At 67.7% G+C, this 17,959-nt stretch carries 15 protein-coding genes and 4 tRNA genes; 8 read left to right on the forward strand and 11 right to left on the reverse strand.

The window, feature by feature from the left end:
• The first annotated feature begins 57 nt into the window (after positions 1 to 57).
• Positions 58 to 288: a DUF3073 domain-containing protein gene (locus tag AAEX57_RS02945; protein ID WP_342090777.1), complete on the forward strand. Its 231-nt coding sequence runs from the start codon at positions 58 to 60 to the stop codon at positions 286 to 288.
• Positions 289 to 462: 174 nt separating this feature from the next.
• The gene (locus AAEX57_RS02950; RefSeq protein WP_342090778.1) at positions 463 to 1,269 is read left to right on the forward strand and encodes an alpha/beta hydrolase; all 807 of its coding nucleotides are present in this window, start codon (positions 463 to 465) and stop codon (positions 1,267 to 1,269) included.
• 255 nt (positions 1,270 to 1,524) lie between these two features.
• On the opposite strand, the gene AAEX57_RS02955 is transcribed toward AAEX57_RS02950, so the two are convergent.
• The 8 genes from AAEX57_RS02955 to AAEX57_RS02990 all read right to left on the reverse strand — a co-directional run bounded on the left by AAEX57_RS02955 (position 1,525) and on the right by AAEX57_RS02990 (position 7,294).
• Positions 1,525 to 1,601: transfer RNA gene (locus AAEX57_RS02955), tRNA-Phe, on the reverse strand.
• Positions 1,602 to 1,669: 68 nt separating this feature from the next.
• A tRNA-Asp gene (locus AAEX57_RS02960) sits at positions 1,670 to 1,743 on the reverse strand.
• A 420-nt stretch (positions 1,744 to 2,163) separates the two neighbouring features.
• Positions 2,164 to 2,475: a DUF2853 family protein gene (locus AAEX57_RS02965; protein WP_342090779.1), complete on the reverse strand. Its 312-nt coding sequence runs from the start codon at positions 2,473 to 2,475 to the stop codon at positions 2,164 to 2,166.
• A gap of 452 nt (positions 2,476 to 2,927) precedes the next feature.
• Positions 2,928 to 3,003, reverse strand: a tRNA-Glu gene (locus tag AAEX57_RS02970).
• A 48-nt stretch (positions 3,004 to 3,051) separates the two neighbouring features.
• A complete protein-coding gene (locus AAEX57_RS02975; protein WP_342090780.1) occupies positions 3,052 to 4,020 on the reverse strand; it encodes an SH3 domain-containing protein in 969 nt (322 codons plus the stop codon).
• Between the two features lie 357 nt (positions 4,021 to 4,377).
• A complete protein-coding gene (locus AAEX57_RS02980) occupies positions 4,378 to 4,983 on the reverse strand; it encodes a hypothetical protein (RefSeq protein ID WP_342090781.1) in 606 nt (201 codons plus the stop codon).
• Positions 4,984 to 5,009: 26 nt separating this feature from the next.
• A tRNA-Lys gene (locus tag AAEX57_RS02985) sits at positions 5,010 to 5,085 on the reverse strand.
• A 40-nt stretch (positions 5,086 to 5,125) separates the two neighbouring features.
• The gene (locus AAEX57_RS02990) at positions 5,126 to 7,294 is read right to left on the reverse strand and encodes a LamG-like jellyroll fold domain-containing protein (RefSeq protein WP_342090782.1); all 2,169 of its coding nucleotides are present in this window, start codon (positions 7,292 to 7,294) and stop codon (positions 5,126 to 5,128) included.
• Positions 7,295 to 7,395: 101 nt separating this feature from the next.
• Between AAEX57_RS02990 and AAEX57_RS02995 the strand changes: the two genes are divergently transcribed.
• From AAEX57_RS02995 to AAEX57_RS03005, 3 genes are read left to right on the forward strand one after another with little or no spacing between them, the layout of a single operon-like run.
• Positions 7,396 to 8,130: a hypothetical protein gene (locus AAEX57_RS02995; protein WP_342090783.1), complete on the forward strand. Its 735-nt coding sequence runs from the start codon at positions 7,396 to 7,398 to the stop codon at positions 8,128 to 8,130.
• A gap of 10 nt (positions 8,131 to 8,140) precedes the next feature.
• Entirely contained in the window at positions 8,141 to 8,701 is a 561-nt protein-coding gene (locus tag AAEX57_RS03000) for a hypothetical protein (protein WP_342090784.1), read from the forward strand.
• Positions 8,698 to 9,333, forward strand: a complete 636-nt coding sequence (locus AAEX57_RS03005) for a hypothetical protein (RefSeq protein ID WP_342097745.1) — start codon at positions 8,698 to 8,700, stop codon at positions 9,331 to 9,333. Before AAEX57_RS03000 ends, AAEX57_RS03005 begins: the two co-directional genes overlap by 4 nt.
• A 24-nt stretch (positions 9,334 to 9,357) precedes the next feature.
• On the opposite strand, the gene AAEX57_RS03010 is transcribed toward AAEX57_RS03005, so the two are convergent.
• Entirely contained in the window at positions 9,358 to 10,614 is a 1,257-nt protein-coding gene (locus tag AAEX57_RS03010; RefSeq protein ID WP_342090786.1) for a hypothetical protein, read from the reverse strand.
• Positions 10,615 to 11,284: 670 nt separating this feature from the next.
• On the opposite strand from AAEX57_RS03010, the gene AAEX57_RS03015 reads away from it, so the two are divergent.
• Positions 11,285 to 12,064, forward strand: a complete 780-nt coding sequence (locus tag AAEX57_RS03015) for an HAD-IIA family hydrolase (RefSeq protein WP_342090787.1) — start codon at positions 11,285 to 11,287, stop codon at positions 12,062 to 12,064.
• 42 nt (positions 12,065 to 12,106) lie between these two features.
• On the opposite strand, the gene AAEX57_RS03020 is transcribed toward AAEX57_RS03015, so the two are convergent.
• Positions 12,107 to 13,624 carry a patatin-like phospholipase family protein gene (locus AAEX57_RS03020; RefSeq protein WP_342090788.1) on the reverse strand — a complete coding sequence of 506 codons (1,518 nt, stop codon included), beginning with the start codon at positions 13,622 to 13,624 and terminating at the stop codon, positions 12,107 to 12,109.
• Between the two features lie 115 nt (positions 13,625 to 13,739).
• On the opposite strand from AAEX57_RS03020, the gene AAEX57_RS03025 reads away from it, so the two are divergent.
• Positions 13,740 to 14,714 carry a cation diffusion facilitator family transporter gene (locus AAEX57_RS03025; protein WP_446721060.1) on the forward strand — a complete coding sequence of 325 codons (975 nt, stop codon included), beginning with the start codon at positions 13,740 to 13,742 and terminating at the stop codon, positions 14,712 to 14,714.
• Positions 14,715 to 15,003: 289 nt separating this feature from the next.
• Entirely contained in the window at positions 15,004 to 15,453 is a 450-nt protein-coding gene (locus AAEX57_RS03030) for a deoxycytidylate deaminase (RefSeq protein WP_342090790.1), read from the forward strand.
• 18 nt (positions 15,454 to 15,471) lie between these two features.
• Here the strand turns inward: AAEX57_RS03030 and AAEX57_RS03035 are convergent, their stop codons facing one another.
• Positions 15,472 to 17,823: a glycoside hydrolase family 31 protein gene (locus AAEX57_RS03035; RefSeq protein ID WP_342090791.1), complete on the reverse strand. Its 2,352-nt coding sequence runs from the start codon at positions 17,821 to 17,823 to the stop codon at positions 15,472 to 15,474.
• Positions 17,824 to 17,959 lie beyond the last annotated feature (136 nt).

Below are 17,959 nucleotides of genomic sequence, written 5' to 3' on the forward strand. Positions count from 1 at the left end.
TTGAACACACATGCCGCGGTAAAGCCGCGAGGGACAAAGCGAGGGGGTCGACCCGATATGGGGCGCGGCCGTGCAAAGGCGAAGCAGACCAAGGTGGCAAGGGATCTGAAGTATCGCCCGGTCAACATGGATGTGGCATCTCTTGAGCGAGAGCTCGGGATCAAGAGCCCGTCTTCGAACAACCACGAGGACGAGCTGGACGACCAGTATGCGGAGCTTGCTGCCGCCTACGGCGTCGATGTCGACGAGTACGGCGACGATGATGAGGATCCTCGCCGAGTCGGTTGACCTCTCGTGACCCGGCAGTGGGACGGCGACCGTCTGCTGGCCGGGTATGAGTGCCTGACCATTCCACTTCCGCTGGCTGTGCCCGCTCCGGGTGAGCCAGCGGATGGTGCTGCGCTCGTCGGTACGCTGGTACGACGACGCGCGGCGGGGCAAGCCCCGCGGCGAGCTCGCGCAATGCTCTACCTGCACGGCTGGAATGACTACTTCTTCCAGACCCACCTGGCCGACGTCGTGGACGCCATGGGCCTTGACTTCCATGCCCTGGAGCTGCGCCGCTATGGCCGCAGTCTGGACGACGGGCAGTTGGCGGGCTTCATCACCGATCTGGACGAGTACTTCCAGGAGCTGGATGCGGCGCTGGACGTGCTGCGTGAGGACTATTCCGAGGTGTGCCTGATGGGCCACTCCACGGGCGGTCTGGTGGCCGCGCTGTGGGCGGATGCCCGACCCGGTGAGATCTCCGGCCTGGTGCTGAACTCGCCCTGGCTGGATCTGCAGGGTTCGCCGCTGCTGCGCGCCGTCACCGCGCCCGTGCTGCAGCGGCTCAGCACCAGCTATCCGACCACGGTGCTGCCCCTGCCCAACAACGGCCTCTATGCCCGCACCATCGATGCGTCGCTCGGCGGGGAGTGGAGCATGGAGCAGCGGCTCAAGGGCACCAACGCCTTCCAGGTTCGGGTGGGCTGGCTGGCGGCCATCCTGGCTGGCCACGAGCGCGTCGCGGAGGGTCTGGCGGTTGATTGCCCCGTCCTGGTGATGACGAGCGCCAGAAGCGACTTCCGCCGCACCTGGGACGAGTCCCTGAAGCGGGCCGACGCGGTGCTGGACGTCGAGAAGATCGCCGCCAAGGCGGTGCGGTTGGGGCCGCACGTCACCACCGTCCGGATCGACGGTGGGCTGCATGACCTGGCGCTCTCCGCCCCCGAGGTGCGGGAGCGTTACTTCGACGAGATTGCCCGCTGGGCCGGCGCCTACCTGTAGGGGTGATCAACCCGGTGGTGAAGCCCGCCGAGGCTCCGGACGGGGCCACCTCGACCCCGGTAGCGCACTGTGACCCCAGCGGTGGTGCCCCCGACCCCGGAGTGCGGGGGTCGGGGTGCCCTGGGTGGGGTCACAGTGCTCCCAGGGGGTCGTAGTGCTCTCTGGGGGTGGCAGCGCGCGGGGCAAGCCGGTTCGAGGGCTCACGCGCCCCAGAACCAGAAAAAACCCGCTCCTCGGATGAGGAACGGGCTTGCGTGGTGGCCAGGACCGGGATCGAACCGGTGACCTTTCACTTTTCAGGCGAACGCTGCTACCAGCTGAGCTACCTGGCCAAGCGTCGAAGGAGAAGTGGAAGCTCTCCTTCAACACAAAAGCGGTGATGCGAACATCACCGCTTTCGCGACCCCGACGGGACTCGAACCCGCGACCTCCGCCGTGACAGGGCGGCGCGCTAACCAACTGCGCTACGGGGCCTTGCGGCCCTGCTGGATCGTTTCCGATCCGGCCTTGCTGCCCGGATCAGGCAGCTCGAAAAATATAGCGTGAACTTGGGGCAAATGTGAAATCGAGGGCATTGACGTCGCCCAAAAGCCTGTGACTAGGCATTTTGCTGACCTTGGCTGGAGGGGTGTGGTCATGCGGTCATCTGTGTGTTGCCGGGAGTTCGGCTCGGCGAAGGGGGCGGCGATGTTTGCCCGTGGCCTGTCGGCGCCACCAAACATGTTAACCATTAACTTGTGTTCACACCGGGCGGCGGGTGAGGATGGATTCACGCGCAAGGATCGTTCCTCGGGGGAGGGAAGACGATGCGTACCAAAGCGCCGGGTGTGCCTGCTGATCGGGGGATTGCAGGGGCACCCGGCGTTTGGCTGTCGGCGTTTCGTGTTTGCGGGCTCAGACCCTGAACAGATCCAGCTTCTGGTAGTGCTCGGCCAGCAGGTAGTAGACGGTCAGTCGGTTCTTGCGGCCGGGGACCTGCTCGCCCACCTTCTTGATCTCGGCGTCCAGCGCGGCGTCATCGCCCGAGACGCCCAGCTTCTTCTTCACGAAGTTCTCGCGCACGGTGGCGAGCTCGGTCGGGTCGCTGAAGGAGACCATCGAGGAGTCTGGCTTGCTCAGCACCAGGCGGTAGGTCTTTGCCATGGCCGCGACGACGTCGGCATCGGCCTTGGGGGAGTACTTCTGGATGTCTGCGAGGTGGTCCATGTCGGAGCCTTTCGGGAGGTGTCAGGTGACAAGACCATCGTGGCACCGAAATCGCCCGCGGCAGGCGTTTCTGGGCGAATGACCGATGAAATGGTGGTGGGCCCCAGACGACGCCGTCGTCGGCTGGGGCCCACCGATCCGTTGGGGAGGGATTCCCCTCCTTTGCTGTGTGAGTCATCTCACGAAGAGGGTGGGCCATGGGGAGGTCATGGCAGCGGCGGTGACGAAGACCATGAGGTGCCGAGTAGGCGAATCCCTGGTGGGCTCTGGGCCAAGGACCGCGACGTCAGCGACGCCTGGTGCGCGAGTGGTCAGTTGCCCCTGCGGATCTGGTGGACGACGAAGGCGATGATCACGACCACGAGGATGATGCCCGGTGCGTTCCAGCCGCACGCCGTCGACCAAGAAACGGCCCCTGACCAGCATTGCTGCTGGCCAGGGGCCGTTTCACCTGGTATCCCCAACGGGATTCGAACCCGCGCTGCCGCCTTGAAAGGGCGGTGTCCTGGGCCGCTAGACGATGGGGACCCGACCGTCCAAGTCTAGGGGTTCTGCGCCGCGGCTCAAAACCGGCCGTCAGCGTACGGAGATGTGCACGTGGTCGATGTGGTTGGCGGTGTCGCCACCCCGGTCGGCCATCGGGCGCCAACCCTCGTCGGAGCGCGCCACCGACCAGATCTTCTGCTGGAAGATCACGTAGCTGATGTTCAGCTCGCTGGCGCGCGAACGCATCTCGTTGGCGATCTCCCAGCCCAGGGCCTGGTTGGAGCGGTAGTTGGGCAACATCACGTCGGCCGCGCGGCCGGTGTGGTGGTCGGAGCCCGGATCGATCCGGATGCCGTAAATGGTGGTGATCTGCGGGTACTTGCTGCTGACCACGGCGGCAACGCGCTTGGTGGCGATGCTGGAGCCCGGCAGCGCCGCGGGGTTGTAGACGATCGCCGGCTTGGGGGTGGTGGCACGGGGGCGGGAGGGCACGGTGCTCGTCACGCTCTTGGCGCTGCTCAAGTACTTGGCGTTGACCCAGCGGTACTTGCCCATCCAGTAGAGCTGGGCCATCCCGTTGACCTGCTTGCCGGTGATGGCCACCTCATTGCCCTTGTTGATGGTGCCCAGCTGCCTGGAGCGCACCGTGGCCCTCTCTCGGATCGCCAGGTTGGCGGTCGCCTTCAGCACGCCGGGCTTCAGGGCGCGCGCCTGGGCGGCCGGAGGCTTGGCACCGCCCACCGCGAGGTACTTGGCGCTGACCCAGCGATGGTTGCCCATCCAGTAGATCTGCGCCATCCCATTGGCGCGCTTGCCGGTGATGGCCACCTCATTGCCCTTGCGGATGATCCCCACGCGCCGGGACGTGGTGCTGGCCGTGGTGCGGATCGACAGGTCTGCCGTGGTGGTGGCCTTGCCGGTGCTGGTCTTCGTCACCGCCTTCGACGGCTGCGGAGCGGCCTGGGCCATGGCGCCCGAGGTGAACTGGGCGCCTCCGGCGAGCAGAGCGGTGGTGATGGCCGTCACGGTGACCGCCCGGGTGGTACGCAGTGCAGACATGTGATTTTCCTTCCGACGGCCTGGGCCGCGTGCTGTCGAACCAATCTGTCGGCCGCGACGTCCCCGCGTCGTGGCTGGGTCTCCCCGGGCAAGGACTGTAGGGGTGATGGCCGGATGCTGCGAATCTGCTGAAGCGTCCTTTTCCTTACAGGCAAGGAACCGCGCCGAAGCATCCGGTGAACCGTGGGTGTCCGTCCAGTCGTCTGGCGCACCCGTGAACACCCCGCCTTCCCTTTGGGCCAAGGCAAAGCGCGCGGAAGGCATGTCGGCGCTCTGGGCGAACGCCCAAGAACATGAGAAATGGTGATGAGGGGCCTGAGATTTGCCCAGAAATGGCCTCAATCAGGGGTTGAGGGTTCAGGCTTGCGGCTGATCGGTCGAGGCTTCCAGCCAGCAGGCCGTGGCATCGCACACCAGCCGCCGTGCCTTGCCATGCAGCTTTCCAGCCGCCCCGGACTGCAGATCCACCCGGTCGGCCGGCGTCGCACCCGTGATTCGGGCGATCTCGTGACACGCGTCGGGGTCGGCCCGCAGCGCCAAGGGGCGGGCAGGCCCCGTAGTGGCCGCCAACTGGGTCAGCAGATCCTCGTCGAAGGCTGGCGCCACCACCACCAGGCACCGGTGGTCGGCACGAGCGCGCTGCAGGCTGGGCAGGAGCTCTCGCAGTCCACCCATGCCCTCAGGGCAGCACAGCAGATCGGCATTCGTGACCTCCGCGGTGGCCGGGCTGTCCCAGCTGGCGAAACGGTCGTCGGCCAGCCGGGCGTCGACGCGGGGCTGCGCGGCCCGGAAGTCCTGCAGGGCGGCGCGCTGGCTCTCGTCGGGTTCCGATGCCCGCGGGTGAAGCCGCTCCACCGGGATGCCCAGTCTGGTCTCGGCAACCCGTCGGGTCTGCCGGTCTCGCCAGGCCGCCAGGGCGAGCAGCACCAGGCCGATGCCCAGGACCACCAGGAAACCGCGCATGACCACCCCCCGCAGCGAGACTGCACTGGTGCCCCCACAGGGGCTCGAACCCTGGACCCGCGGATTAAAAGTCCGCTGCTCTGCCAGCTGAGCTATAGGGGCGCTCGCGACAGTGTAGCGAGTCGGCGACGGGTGGCGGCGCTCAGGCCTTCCAACGGTAGATGTGGTGCTCCCACTCGTTGGCGAAGTCCTGACTGAACTTCCCGTCCTTCACCTCGATGCTGCGATCCTCTTCCAGCACCTCGACGCTCGACGGGGAGACCCCCTCGGGCAGCCGCAGCTCGTAGGAGCCCTGCTCGTGCTGGATGCGCTGCATCGCAATCAGGTAGCTGTAGCCGTCGGGTGCCTTGGGCCAGTAACGGGTGTGCAGATCGGGGTTGATGTTGCGCGGCTCGGACTGGGAGTAGAGCACCGGCGCCAGCTTCTGCAGCCGGGCGGTCACCTTCTTCACCCGCTCGCTCACCCCGCGGGCGTAGTGACCGTCGTTGCGCACGCCGAAGGCGCCAGGACGCCAACTCAGCCAGGAGTCGTCGGTCACCTCGCGGGGGTCGACGCCCTTCTTCGGCTCCGTGCGGGCGTACCAGAAGCGGTACTCCTCCTTGGAATCGCGCACCGTGTCGCCCACCGTGTACTGCTCGCTGGCCTTCCAGATCGGAGCGGGCTTGTCGTCGGCGAAGCTCTGCGGAAAGATCAGGATGCCGCTGGCGCCGGCGGTGATGCAGGACATCAGGGCGCCCTCCACCTCGTCAGCGGTGGGGACGGAGCCATAACCCGGCTCACCCTTGCGCACCACATTCGCGTGCCCGATCGCCACCACACCCCAGACCGGCAACGGCCGGCTGAGGAAGGCGCGGCAGCGCTCCACCACCATGCCGTGGGCGGCGGCCCGACGGATCTGCTCCTCGGGCAGGCCCCAGGCCTTGGCCACCTGGGCGCGCATCGTCGGGTGCACGCAGTAGGAATAGAGGTCGGCCGAGACCTGGTGCAGGTCGGGACGGTCGATCAGCGGCCGGACCCGGTAGCGGTCGATCGAGGAGATGGTGACGCCGGTGCCGAAGTTGGAGTACGCCAGGTAGCCCTTGGGGTGCTTGTCCAGGTTCTCCTCCAGCTTCTTCATCTTGACGCTGTCCATGTCGGCCTCGTCCTCCGGCAGCCAGCCGACGGTCTCGGCGCCGGGCTTGCCGGCCATGTCCATCCCCGTGGTGCGGATCGCCCACATCCCCGACTGCTGCATCGCCTCGGGGGTTACCTTGGGATCCACCACGACGCCGCCGTGGGTGTAGTTCTTCTCCTCCTTGAGCTCCTCTGTGGTGCCATTCATCCACCACTCGGCAATCGGGAAGCGGGAGGCATCGGCCAGCACCTCGGCATTGGTGAACTGCTTGTAGTACTCGGCCGGGCCGCCGAAGTTGGCGTCGACGCCACGCACCACCGGATCGGCGGTGGCGGAGGCGCCCGCATCGTGGTGGGCCTTGATCCGCTCGGCGCTCAGCGGCTTGCCGAAGATGGCGTACTGCGACCACTGGCCGGACAGCGACGCGCCGGTGCCCTTCTTGACGTCGCGGGTGCCGACCGCGCCGCCGGTGACGGTGCCCTTGAAGGGGCCAATGCTGCCGGTGCTGACCTGCTTGCCGTCCAGGTAGCCGGCCACCTCTCCCTTGGGGGTGATGGTCAGCGCGAAGTGGTGCCACTTGTTGGTGGTCTTCTCCGTCTTGAAATCCACCTTGGTGTAGCCCGCTCCCTCCGCGAACAGGCCGGTGCCGTCGCGCTGCAGGCCGAAGGCCCAGCCGGTGGGGTCGCTGTCCGACGGCACCGCGAGCAGCGCCTGGTTGAAATTGGGCTCCTCCTGGTAGAGCCACATCTCCACGGTGAGGCCCGTCTGGGGGACATCGGCCAGCCAGGTCTTGGCGTCGGGAATCTCCACCCACGCCTCGTCATTGCTCATGCCCGAGTAGAAGGCGCGCCCCACGCCGTTGGGGGCGGCCGTGCTCAGCGCGTCATTGGGCCACCACTTGTTGCCGTGCATCACGGTCTTGCGGTGGTGCTTGGAGCGGTCGGCTGGGGCCTTGGCGTCCGCGTCGTCCTGGAAGTCCAGGTAGAGCAACGGATCATCGGCCAGGATGGCCTCCTTCAGGGTGCCCTTCACGACGGGTGCCGACGCCTCGGCGCTGCTGGCCCCACCGCCGCTGGGGATGTCACTGGGGCTGGGGTTCGGCGTGGGCTTCTCGTCCTTGGAACAGCCGACGACAGTGGTCGCGGCGATTCCGGCGGCGCCGACGGCGAGGAAGGTGCGGCGGTTGGTGCTGGTCACGTGGAGGTTGCCCTTCGGATCGTTCGGACATGGGTTCGGACAATGCATCGGGGGATGTGGTCAGGCTAACAACCGACCCGACCAGCCCGTATCCTGAAAATATGTGGACGAGTGACCAACGCTCTGGCGAGGTTGCGCTGCCCGAGGTCACCCCGCAGACCGAGGGCCTGCCCGCCGCCGAGGAGGCTCCGCGGCCGCTGTCGGCCGCGGTCAAGCGCACCGTGCGGTGGGGTCGGTACGTCAGCGACGTGGTCACCCCGACCAATCTCTTCTTCGCCCTGTTGGCGCTGGTGCTGCTGGTGGTCGGCACGTTGGGCGGATGGGACAAGGTGCGGGCCGCGAGCGACGAATTGCCCGTCGTGGCAACGGGTTCCGAGACATCGGCGGCACCCTTCGTGGTGACCGTCACCAAGAGTTGGCACACCGCGGAAATGGGCAAGCTGCTGACCCGGCAGCGCGGGCAGCGCTACCTGCTGGTGGTCGGCTCGGTGACCTCGCAGCACAACGAACCGGTGCCCTCGGTGATCCTGAGCAAGGCCTTGGCGATCGACGTGCCCGGGTGTCGACGCGACGGGCTCATGCTGGAACAAGATGCCTGTCATCCCGAGCAGTTGCTGCGTGCGGACAGCCTGAGAATGGGTGATCTGCAGCCGGGGATGACCCAGCCCTTCGTCGCTGTCTTCAGGCAGGATTCAGCCAGCCCCACCCCTAGTCAGACGACCGTCATACTGAGTTCGCAGGTCTGGCGGGCCTCCCGACTGGACGGTGGTATGGGCTGGTGGGATCTCACCCCGACGGCCCAACTCACCGTGCCCACCAAGGAGTACCGGCCATGAGCGAGCGGGCATGAAGCGCCGGCAGGCGGCGACCGCCGTGGCCGTTCTGGCGGCCCTGAGCGTCGGATCGGTGGTTGATGAGCGGTTGCAGGACCCCAACGAGGTGCTGGAGCGGCCCTATGATCACCACGCGGCCCTGGGGGACGAGGTGGCCATGCGCACCGGCACCGTCGTGGTGCACGGGGTGGACGGTGCCGCGAAGGTGAGGACCTTCAAGACGCTGGCGTCGACGCCGGGGGTCTGGCTGCTGGTGGATGTGAGTTTCACCGCGAAGGACAGCACCCAGAGCGTCGCGGGTGGCACCGTGGTTGCGGCAGATGGGCGCCGCTTCGGCGGGAAGCAAGCCGTGATGACCTCGTGTGGGGTGTCGATCCCCGGCGTCGCACACCATTGCCGGCAGCTCTTCGAGCTCCCCAGGGGAGTGCTGGCGGGCGCGAGCTTCGAGGTGTCCACCGCGGGCCGTGGCCAGGCGGATGACGTCGCGGTGATCGACTTGGGGATCGACCAGGCCAAGGCCACCCGGCTGGAGGCCAGCACCAGCACCTTCGACGCGGACAAGGAAGGTGCGTGATGGCGCTCGCCCCGGCCGCGACCTCATGGTGGCAGCGCAACCGGGTCTGGTTGATGCTGCTGGTGCCCCTGCTGGCGGCGGCGATCGCCTCGTCGTCGTGGGCCTACGTCAGGTTGTACCGACCGCAGCAGTTCCACAACCCGCAGCGGTCCGTGGACGGCACCTTGCACTTCGTGCAGCACACGCGCAGCGTGGACCTTGACTACACGATCGACGTGACCATGAAGCTGATCAGCTTCGAGCCGGTCAACGACACCGCCTGGACCGTGCCCGCAGGGCAGACGCTGTGGCGCAGCACCCTTCAGTTCGAGGCCGATCCCGAGGCCCCGCTGAACGGTTGCGGGGTGAGCCTGCGAGACCAGCACGGCCGGCGCTTCGTCGGCAACATCGGGATGAAGGCCAGCAGGACGATGACCCAGGCCAGCGCCATGCAGAATGACTGTGTTCCGCTGGAGCGCGGGGGGCCAAGCGTCGTCATGGGCACGGTGATGCCAGCCCGTGAGGGGGAGGAACGGCCCCGGATCTGGCAGAGCACCTGGCTGTGGGCACTGCCGAGTGATGCCGTCCCCACCACCCTTCGGGTGTCTTGGGCGCCGCCGGACTATGCGGAGTTCGGCATTCCGGTCAGGTAGGAGTGGCCCTCCCGTGCGATCGGCTCAACCCAATGCGGGGGTGCCCTGCTGCTCCACCGGTTCCAGTGCGATGGACTGCGCGGTGACCACCCGGTTCACGGCGGCTGCCAGCAGCGCCATCGCGACCACGAAGTAGACGGCCTGTTGTCCGAGCTGCAGGAAGGGCTCGGTGGCCACCCGGGCCAAGGATTCCTGTGGCCCGACGATCCAGCGTTGCAGCCAGGCGACGCCCACCTGCAGCTCACCGGCGGCGACGAAGACCAGGCAGAACAACACCATCGGGATGACGCCAGCGGCCGCCACCCGAGCGATCGCGGAGGCGGCTTCCTTGAACGGAGTCGTCACGGGCTCCATGCTTTGCGCCACCACCCGTCGCACCGGGCTGGGGATGCGCCGCAACTGCTGGGTGCGGATCTCCGGCGCGGTCAGGGTGCCCTCCCGGAGTTGACTGCCGTAGACGGTGGCGCCGATCGCCAACCAGGCCACCGGCAGCACGACGATGCTGGACATGTTGCCCACCACCGTGGAGGCGGTCTCGATCATGCCCTGGAAGAGCTCGCCCAGCCACCCGGCCCAGGCGACGAAATGGTGGTACCGCTCGACGATGCCGACCACCACCGCACGCGTGGTCACCCACTCCTGGATGGCACCCAGCCGGGTGGCCAGCACCGACCCCAGGGTGACCATCCACAGCGTCTCGACGTAACCGTTCAACGCGGCCCAGCCCAGATGACGTCGGGCCAGTTTGAAGCCGGCGATCGCCTTGCGCACCACCAGCGCCGCCACCACCAGACTGAGCAGCAGCCACTCCGGCGCAACGGTGGACCGGGAGAAGTCGGCGGCAAAGCCCTCGTTCAGCCACTCGTCGATGGTGTTGGAGCGGATGTAGGTGGTGACATCGGCCTTCAGCAGGCCCTGCGCCGAATAGACGGCCAGGAAGGGGACCAGCACCTCGGTGGCGATGACCAGGTGCCCGCGCAGGCTCTCGCCTCGGCTACACGACGGTTTGGTGAAGTCCGCGAAGGCGGGCAGCGACGACGCGGTGCTGCGCAGCATCATCACCAGACTCAGCAGCATGCAGATCGGGGCCAGCGGCAGCACCAGGGCGCCCAGGGTGCGGTTCACGTCGGCAAGGGCCACGGCCAGCCACATGAACGCCCGGCGCCCGGTGGCGCCCACCAGGAACCAGCCCAGCAGCGCCGGCCAGTGCCGGGCGAGCAGCAGCAACCCGTCGAAGATCACCTCGCGTAGTGCGCCCAGCGCCTCGGCCATGAACCTCACGCGTCCATGCTAGAAGTCCACCGGGCCGATTCGGCACCACTTCCGGTCGGTTGTCCAGATTGCTGCTCGCGCGGACCCCGTCATCGCGGTGGAGCCACGTCCGGACGCGATCTCCGAATTCCTTGCCGGGGCGGGCCCTTCGTGGCTCTGCACTTCGCGACGCGCCGGGTCACTCCGCTCGCTGCTGGCGGTGCCCAAGGTCGTGACCTGTGGCGCGGAGTGCCACGGTTGACCTTGTGGCGCGAAGTCAGGCGGTGGGCCATCCGCTGATCAAGGTCAACAGTCGCCACGGGGCGGCCCAGACGGCGTCCAGCGTGGGGCGCGAAGTGGACGTCAACCAGCCAGCCCGCTCGACTCTGTCACGGAGCAGATCGGCTCCGGACGCCGTCTTGATCGATCCATCTGAACGCCCGTCGGTGGGCAGCCGTGCGACGAGTCGCGGGCAGGGGCCGCCGGGCCGACGACGATCGTGGCACTTCGCGCCACAAGGACGCCCGCGTGACTTCGCGCCAAACATGCCAGCCGTCGTTGGGGCAACGAGCGCGCGCAGTGGCCCCACGCGTCGCGAAGTACATACGAGCAACGAGGACCAGGTCGGCAGGAGTTTGGCCGGCGCCGGGCAGCCACCACCGTTCACCCGCTGTTGTCCTTGCTGGGTTACGGTTGGGACGTGCGAACACCACGAGACATCGAATGCTGGTTGACCGACAAGGACGGCGTGCTGGTCCATGAGGACTCGCCGATCACGGGCGCCGCCGAGCTGATCCAGCGCTGGGTGGACACCTCGCACCGCTTCCTGGTGCTGACCAATGACTCGTCGATGACCCCGCGGGACCTGAGCGCCCGGCTGGACCGATCGGGCCTCACCGTGCCGGAAGAGAACCTGTGGACCTCCGCGCTGGCCACGGCCGCCTTCCTGCAGCGGCAGAAGCCGGGGGCCCGGGTCTACGCGATCGGTGAGGCGGGGCTGACCACCGCGCTGCACCAGGCCGGCTTCATCCTGACCAGCACCGAGCCGGACTACGTCGTGCTGGGGGAGACCCGCACCTACTCCTTCGAGTCGATCACCCAGGCCATCCGGTTGGTGGTCGGTGGCGCCAAGTTCATCACCACCAACCCGGACACCACCGGCCCCAGCGCGCAGGGGCTGCTGCCCGCCACCGGCGCCGCCGCGGCCATGATCACCGCGGCCACCAACCGCAAGCCCTATGTGGTGGGCAAGCCGAACCCGATGATGTTCCGCTCCGCCATGAACAAGATCGAGGCGCACGCGGAGACGACGGCGATGATCGGCGACCGGATGGACACCGACATCGTCGCCGGGATGGAGGCCGGCCTGTTCACCGTGCTGGTGCTCACCGGGATCACCGGCCGGCTTGACCTGGAGCGCTTCCCCTACCGCCCCGACCTGATCGTGGAGAGCGTCGCCGAACTGCGCGACATGATCTGACGCCAGCCCCGGTGACCACCGGCGGCCGAGCCTGTCGAGGCCTCACACCAACCAGGGCGGCTCCACCTGCGGCTCGAAGTTGTGCGGTTCCCAGCTCTGCCACCAGTTCTCGGCGCCTTCGGGGGCGACACCGTCGCGGAGCCGGGGAACCTGGTCGCGCAGGTCGTACTTCAGCCGGACGAGCAGCATCAGCTCCCGCTCGTCGTGCTCCCGGGAATCGTCCAGGTAGTCCCGCTCCAGCTCCCAGATCCGACGTCGGGCGCCGATGATGCTGCGTCCCAGTGCCTGCTCCGCCGCTGTTGCCCCCAGATGCTGCTCCGCGGCGCGCATCCAGCCGTAGTCCCGGTTGATCCGCAACAGGCCGGGGTCGATCGTCAACGCGTCGTGCACGTCGAATTCGGGCTCGATCACGATTGCGCCGGCGCTGCGGGCATAGGCCACCTCGTCGCGCTCGGTCTCGTCGGACTGGATTTCCGTGGAGCGCAGCAGAATCGCGAACATGTCCTTGTCCTCGAAATTCTCGCTGGGTCGCACCCCGGGAGCATTCGAGGTGACCACATAGGTGGTGGTGCAGCCCAGCGGGCCGATCGCCATCTCCGCCGGCAGGTTCTCCCGGACCCCACCGTCGACGAAGTGCTCGGCGTCCATCGGCACCGGGGTGAAGATCGTCGGGATGGAGCACGACGCCAGTACCCCGCGGGAGAAGTCATGCACCTCACCCGGCACCTCCACGTCGTAGCGGTCAACCAGCCGACCGTCCTCGCGCATGAAGCGCAGTTCGCCGCTCTCCAGACTGACCATGCCGATCCGGATCGTCACCCCCGACGTCGGGATTCGCGCGGAATCAAACAGGCCCCCCTCGCCCAGCAGGGCGCGCAGGATGGGCCCGGGAATGTACATGGAGCGAGTCTTCTCCGCGCCGGTGAGGATCACCCCGACGTCATTGCCGACGCCCTTCATCCGGCTCAACCCGGCGATGATGGTCATCACCTGGCTGGGGGACAGATCCGGTGAACTGTCCGTCGGATCCAGCGTCGCCATCGCCAGGGTCTCCAACTGCCCAGTGAGTTCGGCCTGGGCTTCCTGCGGGGTCTGCGCAGCCTCTTCCTGCTGTTCGCCGGAGGCATCGATCTGGACGCCACGCGTGAAGGGCAGCTGGATTCGCGGCAGGCTGCGCCCGCTGCCCAGCCAGGCGGTGCGGTTCTCTCGTTGCAGCAGCGCCATCAACTCCGGGCCGCGGGCCCGGAAGCGTCGGAACCAGACCCGCTCGGTGAACATGTCACTCTGCCGGGTCATGCCCAGCCACAGCTCCTCCAGTTCCCTGACCGACTCGGCCTGCTCGGCGGGATCGGTCGACTGCGCGATCAGCGCGCCCAGGATGGCACCGGCCGAGGTACCGACCACGACGCTCGGCGCGATCCCCACCACCTCATAGAGGTAGCGCAGCGCGCCCAGCTGGAAACTCGCCTTGGCGCCACCGCCTGAGAGCACCAGGCCCTGGCGGTCGTCGTGGATCGGGCGCAGGGCGGCGCCAATGCCCAACCAGGGTCGTCGTGCCATGACACCCAGCCTAGTGGCCACGACGGGTTGGGTCAGCGGATGAACGGCCCCCAGCGGGCTCACAGACGCCATGACCCACAATGGTGACGTGACTCCCCAGCAGGCCCCCGGCGCGATGCCGGTCGATTCCTCCGCCAGCAAACCCGCTGCCAGTCAGGCCGGTGCTACCCCGATCAACACCCGCGCCACCGCCCCCGTCGACCTGACCCGTTTTGCCTGGCTGTCGATCGCCGCGGCCCTGGCCACCATCGCGCTGAAGACCGTCGCCTGGCGGATCACCGGATCGGTCGGTCTGCTGTCCGACGCTGCCGAATCCGTGGTGAACCTGGTGGCCGCCATCGTCGCCCTGATGGCCCTTCGGTTGGCGATCAAGCCGCCGGACAAGGACCACAACTTCGGCCACAGCAAGGCCGAGTACTTTTCGGCCGCGATCGAGGGCGCGATGATCTTCGTCGCCGCCGGCGTGATCGTGGTGACCGCCGTACAGCGCTTCCTGCACCCGCAGCCGCTGGAGAATGTCGGCGTCGGCCTGCTGGTCTCCGTGGTCGCGTCGGTGCTGAACGGCACGGTCGCGTGGGTGCTGTTGCGCGCCGGCAAGCAGTACCGCTCCATGACCCTGGTCGCCGACGGCAAGCACCTGCTGACCGACGTGTGGACCTCGGTGGGCGTGGTGATTGGCGTCGGCCTGGTGTGGCTGACCGACTGGCCCCGGCTGGATGCCCTGGTGGCCCTGGCCGTCGGCATCAACATCCTGTTCACCGGTGCCAAGCTGATGCACGAATCCGGCATGGGTCTGATGGATGTCAGCCTGCCCAAGGAGGACAACAAGCGGATCCGCGAAATCCTGGAGAGCTTCACCGGCGAACACGTGATGTTCCACGGGGTTCGCACCCGGGAATCGGGCAACCGTCGCTTCATGGACATGCATCTGCTGGTGCCGGGGGCCTGGACGGTGCAGCAGGCGCACGACCTGGTGGAGGACATCACCGACGCGCTGCTGGAGGCCTTCCCCGAACTGCACGTGATGATCCACGCCGAGCCGATCGAGGATCCGCGTTCCTACGACGACTACGACTTCGGAATCAGCTGACCGCTCTGCCGGGCACCCTCGACAAGCTCGGGGACCGTGGCTGAGTGAGCTGTCAGAGGTCCACGTGGCCGAGTCTGTCGAGGCCTCTGCGGTGCCACTGCGCCCAACCTGGCGTCGCCCTGTTCCTTGGACAGTTGCCCTGCTCATCGAACCGTCGCCTTGCCATGGCTATTGCTGGCGTAGGGCGACGGTTGGGGGAGCAGGTCCACCGTCCGGGGAGCATGGCCGCCGTCCGGGGAGGCAGGTGGCCAACAGGCGCGACCGGTTTCCCCGGCCCTAGGATGTCGCCATGACTGAACAGGCGCAGGCCACCGTCGTCCCCGGCTGGGACGAGTACTTCCTGGGGATCGCGACGGCTGTCTCGGCGCGGGCCAAGTGCACCCGACGCCGGGTGGGCGCCCTGCTGGTGCTGGACCGGCGGATCATCGCGACGGGCTACAACGGCGCCGCGCCCGGCCGCCCCGACTGCCTGGAGGGCGCCTGCCCCCGCGGTCAGCTTGGCTACGACCAGGTTCCCGGCCTGGGCGACTACGACCGCCCGGGGACCCCCGGCTTCTGCATCGCGATCCATGCCGAGGTGAACGCCCTGCTGTTCAGCACCCGCGACACCAAGGGCGCCACCGCCTACATCACCGACGAACCCTGCCCCGGCTGCCGCAAGGCGTTGGCAGCAGCGGGCATCATCCGCGCCGTCTGGCCCGAGGGCGAGTACGACCAGGACGCCTTGGTCGCCTGGTGACCCCAGTAGCCACGGGGCTCACTCCAGCGCCAGGATCAACTCCCGGAGCACGGCCAGCACCTGGGCGTCCAGACCCTCCAGCTCGCTGAGCGCGGCCACCCGGGCGCCCGGGGTGGGGTGATCCTTGACCAGTTGCAGGGCCCGTTCCTTGGTGAAGATCGGCATCTGGGCCTCGTCCAGGAAGGTGAAGATCCGCTCGTCCAGCTGGTTGTCGGGCTCGCGGGGCCCGTCGAAACGACCGCTAGCGCCCGCGCTGGTCGACACTTCGCCCAGATCCAGGACGCGCACCTCACCGACGCCGTGCAGGTGCAGTGTGATCGTGCGGGTCGCCGGCACCACGGCCAGCTCGCCCTCGGCGGGGTGGACGGTGACCTCGCCGGTCTGCTGGCTGTACGTGATCCGGGTGCGCACGGCGCGGGGGGTGGCGCGGTCGTCATCCTCGTAGAGCACGTACTCACCGTCGGCCCCGGCCACGACGTGCAGTTCCAGTCGCGTCGGATTGCCCATTCCGAACTCATCCGGGGGAGTCATCGGGATGATCGCCCCGGCGCGGGCCAGCACGGGTATCTGGCTGATCGGCCGGTACATGGTCACGGCCCGGCCGCCGCGGTAGGTCAGGTTGGTGAACAGATCCGTCCACCGGCCCCCGTCCCCGCCAAGACAGGGCAGCCAGAGCCGCTCACTGGCCCGCTGCGTCGTGGGGTCAATCGGGGTGGTGATCGGCGCCACCAAGAGGTCGCGGCCAAACCAATACTGGTTCTGCGCGGCATAGGCCACCTGCTCGTCGGGATCGGTCCAGTACAACGGCCGCATCAACGGCCGCAGCTCGTCGTGCCCGGCCACATTCTCCGTGAACAGCCAGGGGAGCAGCCGGTGCCGCAGCCGCAGGAAGTCGCCCATCACCTGCCGGGCGACGGGATTGAACCGCCACGGCTCCTTGCCGTTGAAGATGCCATTGGAGGAATGGAGCCGGTTGATCGGGGAGAAGACGCCGAACTGCACCCAGCGGGTGGCCAGCTCGTCGTCCTTGATGCCGAACATGTGGCCGCCGATGTCGTGGCTCCACCAGCCGTAGCCGATGTTGGAGGCCGTCGCGGTGAAGTAGGGCTGGAAGGCCAGCGAGGCCCAGCTGATCACCGTGTCTCCACTGAAACCCACCGGGTAGCGGTGCGATCCGGGCCCGGCATAGCGGCTGAAGGTCAGCGGTCGCTGCCCGTCACGCGCGGAATCCAGGAAGTGCAGGTGGTTGAGCATCCACAGCGGGTCCAGCCCCGGGATGCGGGAGTGGCTGCCCTGCTGCCAGTCCAGCCACCAAAAGTCGACGCCCTCGGCCTCCATCGGGTGGTGCACCTGCTCGAAATAGGCCTTGATGAAGGCCGGATCGGCAAAGTCGAAGGTGGCCGGCAGCTCCGTCGAAGGATCAATTCCCAGCGCCTCCGCCACCCGCGGGTAGGCCTCCTCGAAGGCCCGGATCCCCTCGGCCGGGTGCACGTTCAGCGACACCTTCAACCCGCGCTCGTGCAACCAGGCAAGGAATCCGACGTGATCGGGAAAGAGCTCGCGGTTCCAGGTGTAGCCCGTCCAGCCCGCACCGTACTTCGGGTCGATCTCGGTCAGGTGCCAGTCCATGTCCACCACCGCGACGCTGAATGGCAGCCCCTCCGCCTCGAAGCGCTCCACCAGCTCCTGGTATTCGGCCTGGGTGTAGGCGTGGTAGCGGCTCCACCAGTTGCCCAGCGCGTAGCGGGGCAGGATCGGCTGCGGCCCGCTGATCCGGTAGAAGTCACGCACCGCATCGCCGTAGTCGTGGCCATGGGCAAAAACGTAGACGTCCACATTGCCCTCGGGGCGTTGCGCCACCCACCCGTCGTCGGTCAGCGCCAGGGAGGCGGAATCATCCAGGCTGGTGATGCCCAGCGAGTTGGCTAGGCCGTTCTCCAACTCGGTTGCCCCGTCGACGGTGTCCAGCGTGCGCGCCGTGCCACCCAGCTGGGTCCGCACCCCGACATACTGCGCGAACTTGCTGTCCGGCTCCTCCCCCGGACGCCACACCGAGTGGTAACCGCCGGTGAGCTCCTTGACGTTGATGCTCTGCGGCGAGAACTCACCACCGGCGTAGTCCAGGTGAAGGGCGCTGGTGATGATCTGCACCCGTTGTCCGTCGCGATGCACTCGGAATTCCGGCGTCGGCAGATCACGGTGGAGCACGGTCTGCGTCGGCCGGTCCTCGAAGACCCCCGTCGGGGAGTATTCGCACCTGACAAGGCGCTCGGTCAGCACGGTGAAGCGGTAGTGCGCGCCGGAGACGACGGAGGTCTGGGGTGCGATCGGCTCGGCGGCGAGCCGGAGGTGTTCGGGCAGGGCGGTCATGCCCACCACTGTAGGGACCGGCTCCGACAATCCTTGGCCAGCCCCTTCACACCCTGCCCCGAGGCGGCCCCGGCAGCACCTGACGAAGCGGTGAACACTGCGTGAAGTCACCCGCGTGGTGCCGCCCCCGTGCACG

The sequence above is a fragment of the Luteococcus sp. H91 genome, assembly GCF_038433135.1.
Classification (GTDB): Bacteria; Actinomycetota; Actinomycetes; order Propionibacteriales; family Propionibacteriaceae; genus Luteococcus.